The sequence below is a fragment of the Kitasatospora sp. NPDC088742 genome (genome assembly GCF_055584905.1).
Genome location: NZ_JBVJLD010000008.1, coordinates 23,666 through 44,979, shown reverse-complemented (window position 1 = coordinate 44,979; position 21,314 = coordinate 23,666). Strand labels below are relative to the sequence as shown.

11 protein-coding genes are annotated in these 21,314 nt (G+C 72.5%); 4 read left to right on the top strand and 7 right to left on the bottom strand.

Annotated features, from left to right (window positions below; translation table 11 throughout):
- Window positions 1-2 precede the first annotated feature (2 nt).
- From glgB to ACZ6ZR_RS09595, 4 genes are all read right to left on the bottom strand, one after another.
- Window positions 3-2,438 carry a 1,4-alpha-glucan branching enzyme gene (glgB, locus tag ACZ6ZR_RS09610; RefSeq protein ID WP_465641134.1) on the bottom strand — a complete coding sequence of 812 codons (2,436 nt, stop codon included), beginning with the start codon at window positions 2,436-2,438 and terminating at the stop codon, window positions 3-5.
- A gap of 119 nt (window positions 2,439-2,557) precedes the next feature.
- A complete protein-coding gene (locus ACZ6ZR_RS09605) occupies window positions 2,558-4,042 on the bottom strand; it encodes a maltokinase N-terminal cap-like domain-containing protein (RefSeq protein WP_465641132.1) in 1,485 nt (494 codons plus the stop codon).
- Between the two features lie 242 nt (window positions 4,043-4,284).
- Window positions 4,285-5,988, bottom strand: a complete 1,704-nt coding sequence (gene treS / locus ACZ6ZR_RS09600; RefSeq protein WP_465641130.1) for a maltose alpha-D-glucosyltransferase — start codon at window positions 5,986-5,988, stop codon at window positions 4,285-4,287.
- A complete protein-coding gene (locus ACZ6ZR_RS09595) occupies window positions 5,985-7,940 on the bottom strand; it encodes an alpha-1,4-glucan--maltose-1-phosphate maltosyltransferase (protein WP_465641321.1) in 1,956 nt (651 codons plus the stop codon). Before ACZ6ZR_RS09595 ends, treS begins: the two co-directional genes overlap by 4 nt.
- A 761-nt stretch (window positions 7,941-8,701) precedes the next feature.
- Between ACZ6ZR_RS09595 and glgP the strand changes: the two genes are divergently transcribed.
- From glgP to ACZ6ZR_RS09580, 3 genes are all read left to right on the top strand, one after another.
- Complete coding sequence (glgP, locus tag ACZ6ZR_RS09590; protein WP_465641128.1) at window positions 8,702-11,371, top strand: alpha-glucan family phosphorylase; 2,670 nt, start codon at window positions 8,702-8,704, stop codon at window positions 11,369-11,371.
- A gap of 67 nt (window positions 11,372-11,438) precedes the next feature.
- Window positions 11,439-12,017, top strand: a complete 579-nt coding sequence (pnuC, locus tag ACZ6ZR_RS09585; protein ID WP_465641126.1) for a nicotinamide riboside transporter PnuC — start codon at window positions 11,439-11,441, stop codon at window positions 12,015-12,017.
- Window positions 12,014-13,096, top strand: coding sequence for an AAA family ATPase (locus ACZ6ZR_RS09580; RefSeq protein WP_465641124.1), 1,083 nt, complete (start codon window positions 12,014-12,016; stop codon window positions 13,094-13,096). Before pnuC ends, ACZ6ZR_RS09580 begins: the two co-directional genes overlap by 4 nt.
- Before the next feature lie 143 nt (window positions 13,097-13,239).
- Here the strand turns inward: ACZ6ZR_RS09580 and ACZ6ZR_RS09575 are convergent, their stop codons facing one another.
- Complete coding sequence (locus ACZ6ZR_RS09575; protein WP_465641122.1) at window positions 13,240-15,072, bottom strand: ABC transporter ATP-binding protein; 1,833 nt, start codon at window positions 15,070-15,072, stop codon at window positions 13,240-13,242.
- Window positions 15,069-16,967, bottom strand: coding sequence for an ABC transporter ATP-binding protein (locus tag ACZ6ZR_RS09570; protein WP_465641120.1), 1,899 nt, complete (start codon window positions 16,965-16,967; stop codon window positions 15,069-15,071). Before ACZ6ZR_RS09570 ends, ACZ6ZR_RS09575 begins: the two co-directional genes overlap by 4 nt.
- Before the next feature lie 264 nt (window positions 16,968-17,231).
- Between ACZ6ZR_RS09570 and ACZ6ZR_RS09565 the strand changes: the two genes are divergently transcribed.
- Window positions 17,232-18,653: a family 2B encapsulin nanocompartment shell protein gene (locus ACZ6ZR_RS09565; protein ID WP_465641118.1), complete on the top strand. Its 1,422-nt coding sequence runs from the start codon at window positions 17,232-17,234 to the stop codon at window positions 18,651-18,653.
- Between the two features lie 298 nt (window positions 18,654-18,951).
- On the opposite strand, the gene glgX is transcribed toward ACZ6ZR_RS09565, so the two are convergent.
- Window positions 18,952-21,147, bottom strand: a complete 2,196-nt coding sequence (glgX, locus tag ACZ6ZR_RS09560; protein ID WP_465641116.1) for a glycogen debranching protein GlgX — start codon at window positions 21,145-21,147, stop codon at window positions 18,952-18,954.
- Window positions 21,148-21,314 lie beyond the last annotated feature (167 nt).

Here is a 21,314-nt window from a genome sequence, read left to right as displayed (position 1 = left end):
GCTCAGACCGCCGGGCGGAGCCAGAGGGTGGCCAGCGGGGGGAGGACCAGTTCGGCGGAGCGGGGCTGGTCGTTCCAGGGGGTGGCCTCGGACTTGACGGGGTGGGAGTTGGCGATGCCGCTGCCGCCGTACTGCTCGGCGTCGGTGTTCACCACCTCCTCCCAGAGCTGCTCCCGGCCGGGGAGCTGGGGCAGGCCCACCCGGTGGCCGTGGCGGACCACGGGGGAGAAGTTGCAGACCGCGACCAGCGGGGTGCCGTCGGCGGCGTGGCGGACGAAGGAGAGCAGGTTGTCCTCGGCCGCGCCGCCGTCCAGCCAGCGGAAGCCCTCGGGGGTGGTGTCCTGCTCCCAGAGGGCGGGGGTGTCCAGGTAGGTGTGGTTGAGGTCGGCGACCAGGCGGCGCACGCCGAGGTGCTCGCCGGCCGCCGGCCAGTCGTCACCGAGCACCCACCACTGCGGGCCGTCCTCGTGGTTCCACTCCGCCCCCTGAGCGAACTCCTGTCCCATGAACAGGAGTTGCTTGCCTGGGTGGGCCCACATGAAGCCCAGGTAGGCCCGGTGGTTGGCCCGCTGCTGCCACCAGTCGCCGGGCATCTTGGAGACCAGCGCGCGCTTGCCGTGCACCACCTCGTCGTGCGAGATCGGCAGCACGTAGTTCTCCGACCAGGCGTACACCAGCGAGAAGGTGATCTCGTCGTGGTGGTGCTTGCGGTGCACCGGCTCCTTGGAGATGTAGACCAGCGAGTCGTGCATCCAGCCCATGTTCCACTTCAGCCCGAAGCCCAGGCCGCCGCTGTCGGTGGGCCGGGTGACGCCGTCCCAGGCGGTGGACTCCTCGGCGATGGTGACCACGCCGGGGCAGCGCCGGTAGACGGTGGCGTTCATCTCCTGGAGGAAGGCGACGGCGTCCAGGTTCTCCCGGCCGCCGAACTGGTTCGGGGTCCAGGCGCCGCCCTCGCGGGAGTAGTCCAGGTAGAGCATCGAGGCCACCGCGTCCACCCGCAGGCCGTCGACGTGGAACTCCTCGCACCAGTAGACGGCGTTGGCGACAAGGAAGTTGCGCACCTCGGTGCGGGCGTAGTCGAACTCCAGCGTGCCCCAGTCCGGGTGCTCGGCGCGCAGCGGGTCGGCCGGCTCGTAGAGCGGCACGCCGTCGAAGCGGGCCAGCGCGAAGTCGTCCTTGGGGAAGTGCGCGGGCACCCAGTCGACGATCACGCCGATGCCGTGCCGGTGCAGGGTGTCCACCAGGAAGCGGAAGTCGTCGGGGGAGCCCAGCCGGGAGGTCGGCGCGTAGAAGCCGGTCACCTGGTAGCCCCAGGAACCGCCGAAGGGGTGCTCCATCACCGGCATGAACTCCACGTGGGTGAAGCCCAGGCCCTGGAGGTAGCCGGGGAGTTCGGCGGCCAGCTCGCGGTAGGTGGTGAGGTCCGGGCGCCAGGAGGCCAGGTGCAGCTCGTAGACCGACATCGGGGCCCGGTGGTGCACCGTGCGGGCCCGGCGGGCCATCCAGTCGGCGTCCTGCCAGACGTACTCCGAACTGGTCACCACCGAGGCGGTGGCCGGCGGCACCTGGGTGGCCCGGGCCATCGGGTCGGCCTTCTCCAGCACCCGGCCGTCCCGGGCGTGGATCTCGTACTTGTACGTGGCGCCCTCGGCCAGCCCCGGCACGAAGAGCTCCCAGACCCCGGAGGAGCCGAGCGAGCGCATCGGGTGGCCGGTGCCGTCCCAGTGGTTGAAGTCGCCGATCAGCCGCACGCCGGTGGCGTTCGGCGCCCAGACCGCGAAGGAGGTCCCGGCGATCCCGGCCACCGTGCGGACCTGGCTGCCGAGCGCCCGCCAGAGCTGCTCGTGCCGGCCCTCCTGGATCAGGTGCAGGTCCAACTCGCCCAGGGTGGGCGGCAGTCGGTAGCCGTCCTGCTGCTCCAGCGGCTCGGCGCCCGGGTAGCCGACCCGGAGCGTGTACGCCGGGATCTCCCGAAGGCCCGTCAGCAGGCCGGTGAACAGGCCGCGCTGGAGGTGGGTCAGCTCCACCGGCCCCTGCCCGGTGAGCACCAGCACGCGCTCGGCGAACGGGCGCAGCACCCGGATCGTCACGCCCTCGGTGGTGACGTGCGCGCCGAGCAGGGCGTGCGGGTCGTGGTGCTCGCCGGAGAGCAGCCGGTCGATCTCACTGGGCGGCAGCGGTGCCTCGGGCAACCGCAGCGCGGTCTCCGGGTGCCGGGAGGGGGCCGGGTCCGGGACGAGTGCCGGGACGGGGGCCGGGGCCGGGACGGGCGCCGCCGGTTCCGCCGTGACCGCGACGGGGCGTGGTGGGGCCGGCGGATGGGTGCGCCCGGGGCGGGGCTTGGCGCGGCGGTGGGCCGGGTCGCCGGGCCGCTCGGGCAGGAAGGTGGCGGGCACGGGTGTGCTGCGGTCGCGCTTCTGGCCGGGCGGGGTCACGGCGGGGTCCTCCTGCGGGGGGTCGGGCGGATCGTCGGGTCGGGGCGGTCGGGGTGGTCGGGGTGGTCGGGGTGGTGCGGGGCGGGGAAGGCCGGGGAGGCGGACGGGGTGAGCTGCCGTCAGACGGTGAGGGCCAGGCGGTTGATGGCGGCCAGCGGGATGGGGAGCCAGCTCGGCCGGTGCCGGGCCTCGTAGACCACCTCGTAGACCGCCTTGTCGATCTCCAGCGCGCGCATCAGCTCGGGCACCGAGCCCGGCTCCATCCCGCCGCCGGCGTGGTAGCCCGCGCAGTACGCGGTGCGGTTGCGGCCGGCCCAGGCGGCGGCCAGGTGGGCCAGCTCCGGGTCGGCCGGGGTACCGGCCAGCAGGTGGGCGGCGGCGTAGTCGAAGGAGCGCAGCATGGCGGCCACGTCGCGCAGCGCGGGCTGCGGGAGCCTGCGCTCGGCCAGCGGCTTGGCCGGTTCGCCCTCGAAGTCCAGCAGCACCCAGCCGTGCGGGGTGCGCATCGCCTGGCCCAGGTGCAGGTCGCCGTGGATGCGCTGGACCGGCAGGCCGTCCAGGTGGTCCGCCGTCAGCGCGCGGAAGGCGGACCGCAGGGCGGACCGGTACCGGGCCAGGCCGGGGACGGCGGTGACCGCCCGGTCCAGCCGGTCGGCCATCTGGGCCGCCAGCAGGCTGGTCTGGGCCCGGTCCAGCCGGGCCACCGGCATCGAGCGGGCCAGCACCCGGTGCACCTCGGCGGTGGCCCGGCCGAGCCGGTGCGCCTCGATCGCGAAGTTGCCGGGGGAGGGGTCGCCCTTGAGCCGGCCGACCTGGTCCAGGGCCAGCTCCCAGCCGTCCTCGGCGTCCGGCAGGTAGCGCTGGAGCAGGCCGAGGGTGGCCGGTTCGGCCCCCTCCATCCGGCTCTCGAACCAGGCGGCCACCCGGGGGATCCGGGTGGAACCGGCCCGGGAGAGCGCGAGCGAGAGCTCCAGGTCCGGGTTGGTGCCCGGGCTGATCCGGCGGAACAGCTTGAGGATGAACTCGGTGCCGTAGATCACCGAGCTGTTGGACTGCTCGGCGGTGGAGGCCCGGCCGGGCAGGTGGGCGGGCAGGCCCGGGCCCGGGGTGCGGCGGAAGGAGAGCGCGCCGAAGCGGTCGCCGGTGGCCAGGTGCTCCAGCAGACGCCCCGTCAGCTCCGGGTCGTGCACCGCGTCGTAGAGCGCGGCGCCGTCGTGCTGGCCGCCGGAGAGCCGGCCCAGCACGGCGGTCGGCGGCAGGCCGGACGAGTGCTGGGAGCGGATGCCGAGCATCAGCTGGTAGATCTCGCCGGGCGAGTCGTCACCCGCGTACTCCACCCGCAGCAGGAGGTGGAGCAGGGCCGGGTCACCCACCTGGAGCGGGGTGCCGACCAAGGGTGTCAGCCCGGTGATCGCGCGCCCCTTGCCCGCGTACCAGCGCTGGCCGGGCAGCCAGGCCGCGATCAGCGGCAGGGCGGACTGGACCAGCTCGCTGACCCCGACAGCGGTTCTCCGGACCCCGGTGCCCCGCGCTCCGACCGGGGCGGGGGCCGCTCCGGTCGGATCTTGGTGCAGGTGGGCCTGAGAACGGGAGGTTTCGGACATGACTCCCTTTCCCCGGAAGCGGGCCGACTGCCCGACGGGTCTGGCCGGGTCCGTCAGTCTTCCGGATTTCGGCGGCGCGGCGGCGACGGCACGCGAGCCGGGCTCGGGTGTCACGCCATAGTGTGGGTGGCCGTTGGGCTGTTCTCCGTACGCGGTGGTGCAGAGAGGCGCCCGGGGGCGCGAGAACACGCCCTCGCGCCCCCGGGGCAGGTGAACTGACTGATCGTTACTTCACTGGCCGGTCACTGCTTGCGAGGGTTGCGCAGCTGGAACCAGTAGAAGCCGTGCCCGGCCAGGGTCAGCAGGTACGGCCACTCGCCGATGGACGGGAAGCGCACACCGCCGATCAGCTCGACCGGGTAGCGACCCCCGTACCGCCGCAGGTCCAACTCGGTCGGCTGCGCGAACCGCGAGAAGTTGTTCACGCACATGACCAGGTCGTCCTCGTGCTCGCGCACGAAGGCCAGCACCGCGGGGTTGCTGGAGGGCAGTTCGGTGTAGCTGCCGAGGCCGAACGCCGGATTGAGCTTGCGGATCTCGATCATGCGACGCGTCCAGTGCAGCAGCGAGCTCGAACTGCTCTGCTGCGCCTCGACGTTGGTCACCTGATAGCCGTACACCGGGTCCATGATGGGCGGCAGACTGAGCCTGCCCGGGTCGGCCGAGGAGAAACCCGCGTTGCGGTCCGGGGTCCACTGCATCGGGGTGCGGACGCCGTCCCGGTCACCGAGCCAGATGTTGTCGCCCATGCCGATCTCGTCCCCGTAGTAGAGGACCGGCGAGCCGGGCAGCGAGAGCAGCAGGGCGGTGAACAGCTCGACCTGGTTGCGGTCGTTCTCCAGCAGCGGGGAGAGCCGGCGGCGGATGCCCACGTTGGCCCGCATCCGCGGGTCCTTGGCGTACTCCGCGTACATGTAGTCGCGCTCCTCGTCGGTGACCATCTCCAGGGTCAGCTCGTCGTGGTTGCGCAGGAAGATCCCCCACTGGCAGTTGCCGGGGATGGTCGGGGTCTTGGCCAGGATCTCCGAGACCGGGTAGCGGGACTCCCGGCGGACCGCCATGAAGATCCGCGGCATCACCGGGAAGTGGAAGGCCATGTGGCACTCGTCGCCGCCGGAGGAGAAGTCGCCGAAGTAGTCGACCACGTCCTCCGGCCACTGGTTGGCCTCGGCCAGCAGCACGGTGTCCGGGTAGTCCGCGTCGATCTCCTTGCGGACCCGGCGCAGGAACTCGTGGGTCTCCGGGAGGTTCTCGCAGTTGGTGCCCTCGCGGGCGAACAGGTACGGCACCGCGTCCAGCCGGAACCCGTCGATCCCGAGGTCCAGCCAGAACCGCAGCCCCGCGATCATCTCCTCCTGGACCCGGGGGTTGTCGTAGTTCAGGTCCGGCTGGTGCGAGAAGAACCGGTGCCAGAAGTACTGCTTGCGGACCGGGTCGTAGGTCCAGTTCGAGGTCTCGGTGTCGACGAAGATGATCCGCGCGTCCGGGTACTGCTTGTCGTCGTCGGCCCACATGTAGAAGTCCCCGTACGGCCCGTCCGGGTCGCGCCGGGACTCCTGGAACCACGGGTGCTGGTCGCTGGTGTGGTTCATCACGAAGTCGATGACCACCCGCATGCCGCGCTTGTGCGCCGCGTCCACGAACTCCACGAAGTCGGCCAGGTCGCCGAACTCCGGCAGCACCGACTTGTAGTCGGCCACGTCGTACCCGCCGTCCCTGAGCGGCGAGGCGAAGAACGGCGGCAGCCAGAGGCAGTCGACGCCGAGCCACTGCAGGTAGTCCAGCTTCGAGGTGAGGCCCTTGAGATCGCCCACCCCGTCCCCGTTGCTGTCCTGGAACGAGCGCACCAGGACCTCGTAGAACACCGCCCGCTTGAACCACTCCGGGTCGCGGTCTCCCGGCGAGGTCTCGGCGAAGGTGTCGGGCACGGGATCGTTCACTGTCACTGAGGGTTCCTCCGAACCGTGAGGAGGTGGGCCGGCCCGGTGGTGGGGTCGAGCCGGACGTAGTTGTGGCGGTGCCAGGTCCAGGAGGCTCCGGTCAGTTCGTCGTGGACGGCGAGGGGGCCGTCCCAGGGGAGGGTGACGGTGGCTTCCTGGGGGTGGTGGGGGTCGAGGTTGACCACGGTGAGGACGTGGTCGGTGAGGCCGTCCTCGGTGGTGGCGGTCTTGGAGTAGGCGATCAGGTGGTCGTTGTCGGTCTGGTGGAAGACCAGGTCGCGCAGCTGCTGGAGCGCGGGGTGACGGCGCCTCAGGCGGTTGAGGGTGGTGATCAGGGGGGCGAGGGTGTCGGTGCGGGACCAGTCGCGCGGGCGCAGCTCGTACTTCTCGGAGTTCGCGTACTCCTCGGAGCCGGGCTTGGCGGGCTCGCCCTCGAAGTGCTCGAAGCCGGCGTAGACGCCCCAGCTGGGCGCGAGGGTGGCGGCCAGGACGGCGCGCAGGGCGAAGGCGGCGGGGCCGCCGTCCTGGAGGTGGCCGGGCAGGATGTCGGGGGTGTTGGCGAAGAAGTTGGGGCGCATGTAGGAGGCGGCCTCACCGGTCAGTTCGGTGAGGTACTCGGTGAGTTCGTCCTTGGTCTCGCGCCAGGTGAAGTAGGTGTAGGACTGGTGGAAGCCGATCTTCCCCAGGGTGTGCATCATCGCGGGGCGGGTGAAGGCCTCGGCCAGGAAGACCACGTCGGGGTCGGTCCGGGCGATGTCGCCGAGCACCTTCTCCCAGAACAGCACCGGCTTGGTGTGCGGGTTGTCCACCCGGAAGATCCGCACGCCGTGCGCCATCCAGTGCCGCAGGATCCGCAGGGTCTCCTTGACCAGGCCGTCGAAGTCCTGGTCGAAGGCGATCGGGTAGATGTCCTGGTACTTCTTCGGCGGGTTCTCGGCGTGGGCGATGGTGCCGTCGGCGCGGTGGCTGAACCACTCGGGGTGCTTGTTGACCCAGGGGTGGTCGGGGGAGCACTGGAGGGCGAAGTCGAGGGCGACCTCGATGCCGAGCGCGGTGGCCTCGGCGACGAAGAAGTCGAAGTCCTCGATGGTGCCCAGGTCGGGGTGGAGCGCGTCGTGCCCGCCCTCGGGGGAGCCGATCGCCCAGGGGGAGCCGACGTCGTGCCGACCCGCCGTCAGGGAGTTGCCGGGGCCCTTGCGGTAGGCCCGGCCGATCGGGTGGACCGGCGGCAGGTAGAGCACGTCGAAGCCCATCGCGGCCACCGCCGGGAGCCGTTCGGCGGCGGTGCGGAAGGTGCCGGAGACCGGCGGGTTGTTGCCGTCCGGGTCGACCAGGGCGCCCTCGGAGCGCGGGAAGAACTCGTACCAGGATCCGTACAGCGCCCGTTGCCGGTCCACCTGGAGCGGCAACGGCCGGGTGGAGCTGATCAGTTCGCGCAGCGGGTAGCGCTCCAGCAGGGCGGTGACCTCGGGGGCGAGCGCCGCGGCCAGCCGGGAGAGCGGGGAGAGGGCGGTGTCGCGCAGCGCGTCGGCGGCGGCCAGCACGTGCGCCCGGCCCTCCTTCTTGGGGACGCCGGCCGCGGCCCGCTCCAGCAGGGCGGCGCCCTCCTCCAGGACCAGCGTGGTGTCGATCCCGGCGGGGAGCTTGATGGCGGCGGTCCGGCGCCAGTGGGCCACCGGGTCGCCCCAGGCCTCCACCAGGTAGGACCAGCGGCCGGGGGCGGTCGGGGTGACGTAGGCGCCCCAGCGGTCGGTGCCCGGGGCGAGCTCCTCCATCGGGGTCCACGGGGCGCTGCGGCCGCGCGGGTCGCGGAGCACCACGTTGGCGTTGACCGCCTCGTGGCCCTCGCGGAAGACGGTGGCGGTCACCTGGAACCGTTCGCCCACCACCGCCTTGGCCGGGCGGCGCCCGGCGTCGATCTGGGGGGAGACGTCCAGGACGGGGATGCGGCCGATCACGGTGGTGCTCTCTGTCGTCTTGCGGGCGATGGTCTTCCGGGGGGCGGTGGCCTTGGTGGTGGCGCTCTTGGTGGTGGCGCTCTTGCGAGGGGTGGTGGCCCTGGCGGTGGTTTTGGCAGTGGTGGTCTTCCGGGCCGCCCGAGGGGCGGGGAGATCCGGTTCCGACGGCGGTTCGAGGGCCGCCGCGCCGTGAGTCGGTTGATCCCGCGTGTCACCGTGCATGCCTGACTCCTGCCCGAGGGGGACTGCGTGGGTGAGAGAGGACCTGCTCCGGAGACCTGCCCGCGCACGTCCCGGCGCGCGTCGCATCGGGCGCGCTCCCGTGCGACCCAACCCAACCGACAACGACGGGCAGGTGTACGAGGACACGCCTGATCACGAGCACACAGACCGAATGGGCTAAGGGAATTGAAAGATCGTCGGCAAGAAGGGTTTCCGGACGTGAAGCAGACGGAGGAGACGCCACCCGGATCGCTCTCCCCGCCGCAGCTCCGACTTTTGTCCATCCTGACGGCCTCGGCAAGACCTACGGATGAGTAAGCGGGTGATTTCGGACGGTATGCAGGGGTGAATCAGCCAGCGGAAACGTGCGCGTTGCGGAGTGTTCACGTGCCCCTGGGGCGGGCGTGGAATTGAATGCGCCCCCGTGCGCCCCTATGCCGCCGAATGCGCCCGTTGTGATCTCATCAATGGTCCATCCGGGTGCCGAATACGTCAGTTGACGGACCTTCGGCTCGCCCGCCGGGTCTAGGCTGCACGCCGTGAAGGCAATCCGCAGATTCACCGTGCGCACAGTCCTGCCCGAACAACTCCAGCCGCTGCACGAGCTCGCGCTCAACCTCCGCTGGTCCTGGCACCCGGAGACGAGGGAGCTCTTCCGCTCCGTCGATCCGGAGGTCTGGGCGGCGGTCGGTGAGGACCCCGTGCGGCTGCTCGGCGAGGTGCCGGCCGAGCGGCTGTCCGCGCTGGCCGCCGACCGACGCTTCCTACGCCGGTTGAACGACCTCACCGACGAACTCCGTGACTACCTGACCGGACCGCGCTGGTACCAGTCCGCCGAGTCCGCAGGGGACGGCACCGACGCGCTGCCCGCCGCGATCGCCTACTTCTCCCCGGAGTACGGCATCGCCGCCGCGCTACCGCAGTACTCCGGCGGCCTCGGCATCCTGGCCGGGGACCACCTCAAGGCCGCCAGTGACCTGGGCGTCCCGGTGGTCGGCGTCGGCCTGTTCTACCGGCACGGCTACTTCCGCCAGTCGCTCTCCCACGAGGGCTGGCAGCAGGAGCGCTACCCCCTGCTGGACCCGGACGAGCTGGCCGTCAGCCTGCTCCGCGAGCCCGACGGCACCCCCTGCCGGGTGGAGCTCGCCCTCCCCGCGGGCCGCAGCCTCACCGCGCAGATCTGGAAGGCCCAGGTCGGCCGGGTGCCGCTGCTGCTGCTCGACTCCGACATCGAGTGCAACACCGCCGCCGAGCGCGAGGTCACCGACCGCCTCTACGGCGGCGGCAGCGAGCACCGGCTGCTCCAGGAGATGCTGCTGGGCATCGGCGGGGTCCGGGCGGTCCGGACGTACTGCCGGCTCACCGGCCACCCGGGGCCCGAGGTGTTCCACACCAACGAGGGTCACGCGGGCTTCCTCGGCGTCGAGCGGATCCGCGAACTCGTGAACGGACCCGAGCAGTTGGGCTTCACGGCGGCCCTGGAGGCGGTCCGCGCCGGGACCCTCTTCACCACCCACACGCCCGTCCCGGCCGGAATCGACCGCTTCGACCGGGAGCTGGTGGCCCGTCACTTCAGCGGTGACGCCGCCCTCCCCGGCGTCCCGGCCGACCAGGTGCTCGCGCTCGGCGTGGAGAGCTGGCTCGGCGGCGACCCCAAGCTCTTCAACATGGCCGCGATGGGCCTGCGGCTGGCCCAGCGGGCCAACGGCGTCTCCACCCTGCACGGCGAGGTCAGCCGGGGCATGTTCAACGGACTCTGGCCGGGATTCGACGCCACCGAGGTGCCGATCACCTCGGTCACCAACGGCGTCCACGCCCCCACCTGGATCGACCCGGCGGTGGTCCGGCTCGGCGCCGGCGAGCTCGGCCAGGAGCGGATCGAGGAGGCCATGGCCACCGGCGAGGCCCGCCGCTGGACCGGCCTGGAGCGGATCGGCAACACCGAGGTCTGGGAGCTGCGGCGCACCCTGCGCACCCAGCTGGTCGACGAGGCCCGGCTCCGGCTGCGCGCCTCCTGGCGCCAGCGCGGCGCCGGGGACGCCGAGTTGGGCTGGGTCGACACCGTGCTCGACCCGTCCGTGCTGACCATCGGTTTCGCCCGCCGGGTCCCCTCCTACAAGCGGCTCACCCTGATGCTGCGGGACCAGGACCGGCTGCGCTCGCTGCTGCTGCACCCGACCGCGCCGGTGCAGATCGTGGTGGCCGGCAAGGCCCACCCGGCCGACGAGGGCGGCAAGCGGCTGATCCAGCAGCTGGTGGCCTTCGCCGACGACCCGCAGGTGCGGCACCGGATCGTCTTCCTGCCGGACTACGACATGGCGATGGCCCGGCACCTCTACCCGGGCTGCGACGTCTGGCTGAACAACCCGCTCCGCCCGCTGGAGGCCTGCGGCACCTCCGGGATGAAGGCGGCCCTCAACGGCTGCCTCAACCTCTCCATCCTGGACGGTTGGTGGGACGAGTGGTATGACGGCGAGAACGGCTGGGCGATCCCCACCGCCGACGGCGCCTCGGCCACCCTCGACCCGGAGAGCCCGGAGGCCGAACGGCGGGACGACCTGGAGTCGGCCGCCCTCTACGACCTGATCGAGCACCAGGTCGCGGCCCGGTACTACGACCGCGGTGCGGACGGGCTGCCGCACCGCTGGATCGCGATGGTCCGGCACACCCTGGTCACCCTCGGGCCCAAGGTGCTGGCCGGGCGGATGGTCCGGGAGTACGTCGAGCGGCTGTACGCCCCGGCCGCCCGGGCCCAGCGCGAGCTGGCCGCCGGCGGTCACCTCGGAGCCCGGGAGCTGGCCGACTGGAAGGCCGCCGTCCGGGAGGCCTGGCCGTCCGTCCGGGTCGAGCACGTGGAGGCCGAAGGCTCGGCCGAGGCACAGGAGTTGGGGTCCGCGCTGACCGTGCGGGTACAGGTGGCCCTCGGCACCCTGGACGCCGCCGACGTCGAGGTCCAGGTCGTCTCCGGCCGGGTGGACGAGAGCGACGGCATCTCCGACGCCGTCACCCTCGCCCTCAAGCCCACCGGCGGCCCCGACCTCGACGGCCGCCACCGCTACGAGGGCACCCTCGAACTCGCCCGCACCGGCCCCTTCGGCTACACCGTCCGGGTCCTCCCCTCCCACCGTCTCCTCGCCTCCCCGGCCGAACTCGGCCTGGTCGCCCTTCCGGCGGAGACGGCCGGAATGGACACCGGCGTCCTGCGCTGAAACCGCTTGCACGGATGACCCCTCCCGCTTATCGTCACTCTGACATTAAGCGGGAGGGGTCATCGTCATGGCATGGACCGAGGTACTCGGATTCGTCACCGGAGCCGTCTGCGTCTGGCTGACCGTCAGGGCGAAGGTGTGGAACTTCCCGGTCGGGATGGCCAACAACGTCTTCTTCCTGGTGCTGTTCCAGGGCGCCGGCCTGTACGCCGACGCCGGGCTCCAGGTGCTCTTCCTGGCGCTGGCCGGCCACGGCTGGTGGCAGTGGGTACGGGGCGGGGAGCGGCGTGCGGGGCGTGAGGTCCGGTACGCCTCGGCACGGGAGACGGTGCTGCTGGGGCTCCTGGTGGTGCCGGTGACGGCGGCGCTGGCCGCGCTGCTGGGGTGGGTGAACGGCAGCGCTCCGGTCTGGGACGCGCTGACCACGGCGCTCTCGCTGGTGGCGCAGTGGCTGCTGAACACCAAGAAGGTGCAGACCTGGTGGTTCTGGATCGCGGCGGACGTGGTGTACGTGCCGCTGTACGCGAGCAAGGGGCTGTACCTGACGGCGCTGGTGTACGTGCTGTTCCTGGGCATGTGCGTCGCGGGGCTGCGGAGTTGGCGGAGCGCCGTCGCCCCGGCGGCGGTCGTGGGGGTGGCGGCATGACGTTCCGTCACGGGATGGTGATCGGGAAGTTCTACCCGCCGCACGCGGGGCACCACTTCCTGGTCCGGGCGGCGGCGGACTCCTGCGAGCGGGTCACGGTGGTGGTGATGGCGGCGGACGTCGAGTCGGTGCCGCTGGCCGCGCGGGTGGCCTGGCTGCGGGCCGCGCACCCCGGTGTGGAGGTGGCCGGAGTGGTCGACAACCTGCCGGTGGACTACGGCAGCGAGGAGATCTGGGCGGGGCACGTCGCGCTGATGCGGTCGGCGGTGGTGGGCGAGGTGGACGCGGTGTTCAGCTCGGAGGGCTACGGGGTGGAGCTGGCCCGGCGGTTCGGGGCCGCGCCGGTGGTGCTGGACGCCGGGCGGGAGACCTTCGCCGTCTCCGGCACGGCGGTGCGGGCCGATCCGGCGGCGCACTGGGGGGAGTTGGAGCCGCCGGTACGGGGGTGGCTGGCGCGCCGGGTGGTGGTGCTGGGCGCCGAGTCCACCGGCACCACGACGCTCTCCCGCGACCTGGCCGCGGCCCTGCGGGCCCGGGGCGGCCCGCACGCCCGGACGGGCTGGGTGGCCGAGTACGGGCGGGAGTTGACGGTCGCGAAGCTGGCGGTGGCACGGGCGGTGGCGGCCGAGGGCGGGCCGGTGCCGACGGTCTTCGACCTGGAGTGGACGGACGCGGACTTCGAGCTGGTCTGCCGGCGGCAGACCGAGGCGGAGGAGCGGGCGGCGCGGGACGGGGGGCCGGTGCTGGTCTGCGACACCGACGCGCTGGCGGCCACGGTATGGCAGGAGCGGTACGTGGGCGGGGCGACGGAGCGGGTGCGGGCGCTCGCCGCCGGGCTGCCGCCGAGGGCGCTGTACCTGCTCACCTCGGAGGTGGGCGTGCCGTTCGACGACGACGGGCTACGGGACGGGGAGCACCTGCGGGGGTGGATGAACGGGCGGTTCCGCGAGGTGCTCGCGGCCGGGGCGGTGCCCTGGCGCGAACTGACGGGCACTCGGGCGGAGCGGCTGACGGCGGCCCTGGCGGCGGTGGACGACCTGCTCACCGCGGGGTGGGGGCTCGCCGACCCACTGGGATGAGCCACCAGGGGCGCGGGGAACTGCGCGCTTCGGGAGGCGGCGCACCTGCAACTGATCCACCGTCGGCCAGTTGCAGGTGCTGCCATTCCCCTGCGCGCAGTTCCCCGCGCCCCTGCGGGGCGCTTCCTGCGAGGCGCAGCCACTCAGACCAGGCTGTCGCGCCAGGCCTGGTGGAGGTCGGCGAAGTGGCCGTGGTCGGAGATGAGGGTGGCAGGGGTGCCGTCCTCGACGATGCGGCCCTGGTCGAGGACCAGGACGCGGTCGGCGATCTCGACGGTGGAGAGGCGGTGGGCGATGATCACTGCCGTCCGTCCGGCCAGGACGGTCCGCATGGCCTGCTGGACCGCCTGCTCGCCCGGCACGTCCAGCGAGGAGGTGGCCTCGTCGAGGATCAGGACCGCCGGGTCGGCGAGCAACGCCCGGGCGAACGCGACCAGTTGGCGCTGGCCGGCCGAGATGCGGCCACCGCGCTTGCGGACGTCGGTGTCGTAGCCGTCGGGCAGGGCGGAGATGAACTCGTGGGCCCCGATCTCCCGGGCGGCCTGCTCGACCTCGGCCCGGGTGGCGCCGGGCCGGCCGATGGCGATGTTCTCGGCGACGGTGCCGGAGAAGAGGAAGGACTCCTGGGTCACCATCACCACGCCCCGGCGCAGCTCCTCGGTGGGCAGCGCGCGCAGGTCGACGCCGTCGAGGCGGACGGCGCCCTCGCTCGGGTCGTAGAAGCGGGCCAGCAGCTTGGCCAGGGTGGACTTGCCGGCGCCGGTGGCGCCGACCACGGCGGTGGTCTGCCCGGCGGGGAGGACCAGGTCGAAGCGGGGGAGCACCTCCGCGCCCGTGGGGTAGGCGAAGCGGACGCCGTCGAAGGAGACCTCGCGGCCCTTGCCCTCGGCGGCGGGCAGCGGCTGCGGGGTGGCGGGCTCGGCCACGCTGGGCTCGTGCGCCAGCAGGCCGGCGATCTTCTCCAGTGCGGCGGCGGCGGACTGGTAGCTGTTCAGGAACATCGCCAGCTGGTCCAGCGGGTCGTACAGGCGGCGCAGGTAGAGCACGAAGGCGGTGAGCACGCCGAGCTCCAGGCCGCCGTCGGCGGCGAGCACGGCGCCGAGCAGGACCACGCCGGTGATCCAGGTGTTGGCGGTGGCGCGGGAGATGGTGACGTAGCGGGCCATCTCCAGCAGGCCGTCCGCGGTGGCCTGGGCGGACTGACGGTTCACCAGGTCGAAGGCGCGCTGGTTGGCGCTCTCGCGGCGGAAGGCCTGCACCGGGCGGATGCCGTTCATGGTCTCGGTGAAGCGGACGATCACCGAGGCGACCGCCGTCCGGGAGCGCCGGTAGACCTGGAGCGAGCGGCGGCGGAAGGAGCGGACGGTGAGGTACATCGGCAGGAAGGAGAGCAGCGCGGCCAGGCCGAGGCGCCAGTCCATCACCATCAGCACGGCGGAGATGTAGACGACCGAGAGTCCGACGGTGAGCAGCTCCTGGAGGCCCTCGGCCAGGAGCTCGCGCAGTGCGTCCACGTCGCTGGTGGCGCGGGAGATGATCCGGCCGGAGGTGTAGCGCTCGTGGAAGTCGAGGCCGAGCCGCTGGGCGTGGCGGAAGATCCGGCCGCGCAGGGTGAGCAGGATGTCGTTGTTGATCCGGCCGCTGAGCCGGATGAAGGCGCGCTGCAGCACGGTGGAGAGCGCGGCGCAGCCGAGGTAGGCGGCGATCACGGCTATCAGCGGGCCGGCGTCGTGGTCGCGCAGGGCGGGGACGCCCCGGTCGATGGCGACGGCGACCAGCAGCGGGCCGGACTGCAGGGCGGCCTGCTGGATCAGGATGACCAGCATGGCGAAGCCGATCCGGCGGCGGTGCGGGCCGAGCAGTTCGCCGAGCAGCTTGCGGGGCGCGCCGGCCGGGACGGGGATGTCCTGGTCGTCGGCGGGCGGCGGCAGCTCCTCCTCGGCCTCGACGGGTGGGCTCTGCACGGTGGTGGTCATCGGGCGAGGCTCCGTTCGTGAGCATCGGAGTCGGCGGCCGCGTCGGCGGCAGCGGCCTGACCGGTCATCAGCTCGCGGTAGGCGGGGGAGCGGTGCAGCAGCTCCTGGTGGGTGCCGACGTCGGCGATCCGGCCGTCGGCCAGCACCGCGACCCGGTCGGCGAGCAGCACGGTGCTGGGGCGGTGCGCGACCACCAGGGCGGTGGTCCCGGCCAGCACCTGGCGCAGGGCCCGTTCGACCAGGGCCTCGGTGTGCACGTCGAGCGCGGAGAGCGGGTCGTCCAGCACCAGGAACTCGGGGCCGCCGACCACGGCGCGGGCCAGCGCCAGGCGTTGGCGCTGGCCGCCGGAGAGGCTCAGGCCCTGCTCGCCGACCTCGGTGGCGGTGCCGTCGGGCAGCCGGTCGACGAAGCCGGCCTGGGCGGTGGCCAGGGCGGTGGACAGCTCCTCCTCGGTGGCGTCCGGACGGCCCATCAGGACGTTCTCCCGGACCGAGGCGGAGAACAGGGTGGGGTCCTCGAAGGCGACGCTGACCAGCTCGCGCAGTTCGGGCAGCGGTATCGAGCGGATGTCCCGGCCGTCCAGGGTGACGCTGCCGCCGGTGGTCTCGTAGAGCCGGGGGAGCAGCGCGGTGAGGGTGGTCTTGCCGCAGCCGGTGGAGCCGACCAGGGCCATCGTCTCGCCGTGCCGGACGTGCAGGTCGATCCCGTCCAGCAGGTCGGGGGAGTCGGCGGGTGCGTCGGGGTAGCGGAAGCGGACGCCGGAGAAGCGGATGCCCCGGTCCTCGGAGGCCGGCGTCGCCGGGGAGGCGGCGGCCGGGAGCCCGGCGGGGTCGTCCTCGGGCTCGTCCATCACCTCGAAGTAGCGGTCGGTGGCGGTGGCCGCCTCGTTGGCGTAGGCGAGCAGCCAGCCGAGCGACTCGACCGGCCAGCGCAGAGCCAGCGCGATGGAGAGGAAGGCGACCAGGGTGCCGACGGTCAGCTGGTCGTCGGCGACCAGGACGGCGCCGACCGCGAGCGCGATGCCGAGGGCGACCTCGGGCAGGCCGACGATGACCGCCCAGAGGTTGGCCAGCATGTCGGCCTTGCGGATCTCGGTGCCGCGCAGCTCCTCGGTCTGCCGCTTGAAGCGCTCGGCCATGGTCCGGTGGCGGCCGAAGGCCTTGAGGATGCGGATGCCGAGCACCGACTCCTCGATCACGGTGGCCAGGTCGCCGGTCTGGTCCTGGGCCTGCCGCGCGGCGGCGGCGTACCGGCCCTCGAAGTGACTGGTCAGCAGGATCAGCGGGACCACCGGCAGCAGCATGATCAGCCCGAGCCGCCAGTCCAGCAGGAACATCATCACCGTGCCGGTCAGGAAGACCAGCGAGTTGACGATCAGGAAGACCAGCGGGAAGGCCAGGAAGAGCCGCATGGTGAACATGTCGGAGGTGGCCCGGGAGAGCAGCTGCCCGGACGGCCAGCGGTCGTGGAAGGAGACCGGCAGGCGCTGGAGCTTGGCGTAGAGGTCGCCGCGCATGGCGCTCTCCACCTTCGCCAGCGGGCGGGCCACGATCACCCGGCGGATGCCGAACAGCCCGGCCTCGGCGAAGCCGAGCAGCAGGAGCAGCCCGGCCAGCGGCCAGAGCGCGCCCAGGTCGTGGTGGGCGATCGGCCCGTCGACGATCCGCTGGAGCACCAGCGGCACCAGCAGCACGCTGCCGGAGGCGAGCAGGGCGGCGGTGACCGAGCCGGCGATCCGCCAGCGGGCGGTCCGCGCGTACGGCCACAGGCGCAGCAGCGAGCGCACCGTGGAACGTCTCGGTGGGGCCTGCGCGGCGGGTGGTGACGGTGTGTCGGCGGTACTGAGCTGCTGTTTCTCGGCCACGGCCGAGAGGGTAAGCCGATCCGCTGACATTTCTCATCCGGTTTTACGGGCCTGTCGGCGAGAACCGGCCACCTCCGGGAGGCAGGCGCACCGGAGCGGTCCGCGGAGCGGTGGTGCGGGTGGGCGCCGGCGGCCGGAGTGGTGTGCGCCGGGCGTGGCCGGGACGGCCTGGCTCGAAAGCGCTGTGCCGAGCGGAGACCGCGCAACGGCCGCCTCTTGTGGGCGCCCCCGGCCGGTGCGATTCGATCACCTCGGGAGCGTGACACTCCGGTGAGAGAGAGGCAGGACCAGGCGATGACGGTCGAGACCGAGCCGGCTTCCGAGTCGGCGGCCGTTCAGGAGCGAACCCAGCTCAGTCTGAGCACGGCGGCCGCGCGCAACCTCGCCACCACGACCAAGTCCGAACCGCAGAACCAGGACGTCAGCTCGCGCTGGCTGTCCCGGCTGCTGCCCTGGGTGGAGGTGCAGGCCGGCACCTACCGGGTGAACCGCCGCCTGACCTACGCCGTCGGCCGGGGCCGGGTGGCCTTCGAGCAGACCGGCGTCGAGGCCCGGGTGGTGCCGCCCTCGCTGGCCGAGGTGCCGCCGCTGCGCGGCTACGCCGACCAGGCGGTGCTGGCCGAGCTGGCCGGCCTCTTCGTCTCACGGACCGTCACCCCCGGCCAGGCGCTGGTCGAGGAGGGAGCCCCGGTCCAGGAGCTCTTCCTGATCGCGCACGGGAAGCTGGAGCGGACCGGCACCGGCAAGTACGGCGAGCCCACCGACCTCGGGCAGCTGGCCGACGGCGACCACCTCGGCGAGGAGGCCGTCCTGGAGGAGGCGCCGCACTGGGCGTACACCGTCCGGGCGCTCACCGCGGGGACGGTGCTGGCGCTCCCCTTCTCCGCCTTCCGGCAGCTGTTGGACCGCGCGCCCGGCCTGCGGGCCCAGCTGGACGGCTACCTGGCCGGCACCCGGCGGGCGCAGAACGCGCTCGGCGAGGCCGTGATCGAGGTGGCGGCCGGCCACACCGGTGAGCCGTCGTTGCACACCACCTTCGTGGACTACGAACTCCGGCCCCGCGAGTACGAGTTGGCGGTGGCCCAGACGGTGCTGCGGGTGCACACCAGGGTGGCCGACCTCTACAACCAGCCGATGAACCAGACCGAGCAGCAGCTCCGGCTGACCGTCGACGCGCTGAAGGAGCGTCAGGAGCACGAGCTGGTCAACAACCCGGACTTCGGCCTGCTCCACAACGCCGCCTTCGACCAGCGGATCTCCACCCACTCCGGCCCGCCCACCCCCGACGACCTGGACGAGCTGCTCTCCATGCGCCGGGACACCCACTACCTGTTCGCCCACCCCAAGGCGATCGCGGCCTTCGGGCGGGAGTGCAACCGGCGCGGCCTCTACTTCGGCGGGGCGGACGTCGGCGGCCACCACCTGCCGGCCTGGCGCGGGGTGCCGATCCTGCCCTGCGGCAAGATCCCGGTGGTCGGCGGGCACACCTCGTCCATCCTGGCGATGCGGGTCGGGGAGAAGGCCCAGGGTGTGGTCGCCCTGCGGCAGACCAACATCCCGGACGAGCTGGAGCCCGGGCTGAACGTGCGCTTCATGGGGATCGACGAGAAGGCGATCGTCTCCTACCTGGTCAGCGTCTACCACTCCGCCGCCGTGCTGGTCCCCGACGCGCTGGGAATCCTGGAGAACGTCCAGGTCAACGGCGCCCGGAGCTGAGGAGAGCCGCCATGGTGTCACCTCTCGCCCGCGTCCTCGCCGGGGCGCCGGCCAGTGGACCGGTGGTGCTGGCCGACGCCAAGTGCGCGCTGGCCGAGTGGGTGGTGGACGACTACTACTGCGACGAGGAGGACGACGGCGCCGACCCGGAGCGGGCCGGGGCTCGACTTCAACCTGCCCACCCTGATCGCCGCCGCCGACGGCTGCTCGCTGGAGGAGGCGGTGCGGCGCAGCATCGAGGTGCACGACGAGCTGGTGCGTGGCACCGCACCAGCCCGCGAAGTACCACGAGGGTTGATCACCCCAAGGGTCCCTCCGCCGGCGCGCGCAGCAGGACCAGCGAGCGGGCGGCCAGGGTGACGGACCCGCCGCGCCCCGGGTCCTCGGCCCCGGGGCGGGCGGTGTCCACCACCGTCTCGAACCGGCAGGGCCAGGGGTCGCCGGGCAGCGTGAAGGGGACGTCGACCGAGCCGCCGTTGAGCAGCAGCAGGAAGCTGTCGTCGGTCAACTCGCAGCCGTGCTCGTCCCGTTCGGACATCGCGGAGCCGGAGAGCAGCATCCCGAGCACCCCGTCGGGGGCGTACCAGTCGCCCTCGGTCATCTCCTTGCCGCGGGCGTTGAACCAGACCAGGTCCCGCTGCCCGCCCGGGGCGGCCGCCCGGCCGGAGAAGAAGGCGCGCTGCCGCAGCACCGGGTGCCTGCGCCGCAGTCGGATCAACCGGCCGGTGAGCGCGGTGAGTTCGCGCCACTCGGGCCGGGCGAGCAGCGACCAGTCCAGCCAGCTGGTCTCGTTGTCCTGGCAGTAGGCGTTGTTGTTGCCGCCCTGGGTGCGGCCCAGCTCGTCCCCGGCGGTGATCATCGGAACGCCGGTGGAGAGCAGCAGGGTGCTCATCAGGTTGCGGAGTTGACGCAGTCTCAGCTCGCGGACGGCCGGGTCGGTGGTCTCGCCCTCCACGCCGCAGTTCCAGGACCGGTTGTCGTCGGTGCCGTCCCGGTTCTGCTCGCCGTTGGCCTCGTTGTGCTTGTGGTCGTAGGAGACCAGGTCGCGCAGGGTGAAGCCGTCGTGCGCGGTGACGAAGTTGACCGAGGCGTAGGGGCGGCGGCCGCCGCGCTGGTAGAGGTCGGAGGAGCCGGAGAGCCGGTAGCCCAGCTCGCGGACGTCCAGCCGGGCGCCGCGCCAGAAGTCCCGTGCGGTGTCCCGGTACTTGTCGTTCCACTCGGCCCAGAGCGGCGGGAAGCCGCCGACCTGGTAGCCGCCCGGGCCGACGTCCCAGGGCTCGGCGATCAGCTTCACCCGGCTGAGCAGCGGGTCCTGGGAGACGGCGCCGAGGAAGGGGTGGTGCATCTCCACCCCGTCCGAGCCCCGGGCCAGCGCGGCGGCCAGGTCGAAGCGGAAGCCGTCCACGCCCATCTCGGTGACCCAGTAGCGCAGCGAGTCGGTGATCAGCCGGACGGTGTGCGGCTGGCGGGTGTCCAGGGTGTTGCCGCAGCCGGTGTAGTCGGCGTAGCCGCGGCGGCTGCGGTCCAGCCGGTAGTACCCGGCGTTGTCGATGCCGCGCAGCGAGAGTGAGGGGCCCATCACCCCGCTCTCGGCGGTGTGGTTGTAGACCACGTCGAGGATCACCTCGATGCCGGCCGCGTGCAGCGCCCGGACCATCCGCTTGAACTCGCCCACTTGCTGGCCGCGGCTGCCGGAGGCGGCGTACCCGGCGTGCGGGGCGAAGAAGCCGAGGGTGTTGTAGCCCCAGTAGTTGGTCAGCCCGCGCTGCTGGAGGTGGTCCTCGTCGGCGTACTGGTGCACCGGCAGCAGCTCGACCGCGGTGACGCCGAGGTCGACCAGGTGGCCGATGGCCGCCGGGTGGGCCAACCCGGCGTAGGTGCCCCGGAGTTCGCGCGGCACGCCCGGGTGGCGCATGGTGAAGCCGCGCACGTGCAGCTCGTACAGGACGGTCTCGGCCCAGGGGGTCTTCGGGCGCTGGTCGTCGTACCAGTCGTCGTCGTCGTGGACCACCACCGCCTTGGGCACGTACGGCGCGGAGTCCCGGTTGTCCCGGACGGTGTCCGCGACGTCCTGCTCGGGCCAGCCTCGGACGGCGGCGCAGACCGCGTCGTGGGCGGTGTAACTCCCGTCCACCGCACGGGCGTACGGGTCGAGGAGGAGTTTGGCCGGATTCCACCGGGCGCCGGTCCACGGGTCCCAGCGGCCGTGCACCCGGTAGCCGTAGCGGGCGCCGGGCAGGACCCCGGGCAGGTAGCCGTGCCAGGTCTGGAAGGTCCGCTCGGTGAGCGGGTGCCTGGTCTCGGTGCCGTCCTCGGCGAACAGGCAGAGCTCCACCGCCTCGGCGTCCGGTGCCCAGAGCGCGAAGTTGGTCCCGTGGCCGCCGCCGTGGTCGGCGCGGAACCTTGCGCCGAGCGGCTGCCAGCTGCCGGGCCAGGGCACCGCCGGGTCGATCGCGCCGTGTTCCGCCCGTTCCCGCCGCTGCCAAGCCGTCATCGGCCGCACCTCTCCCAGCGCGGGACGTCCCGGGCCCCGCCTAGCTCTTGTTCCCTGATCGGCTGTCGCTGTCACGTGACGGATCGTGCCGTGAACGATTGTGTCGTGTGCCGATGCCTTCCGACGTCTCCTGCGCGTATCGGATCCGACGTGTCCGGGCGGGTTCA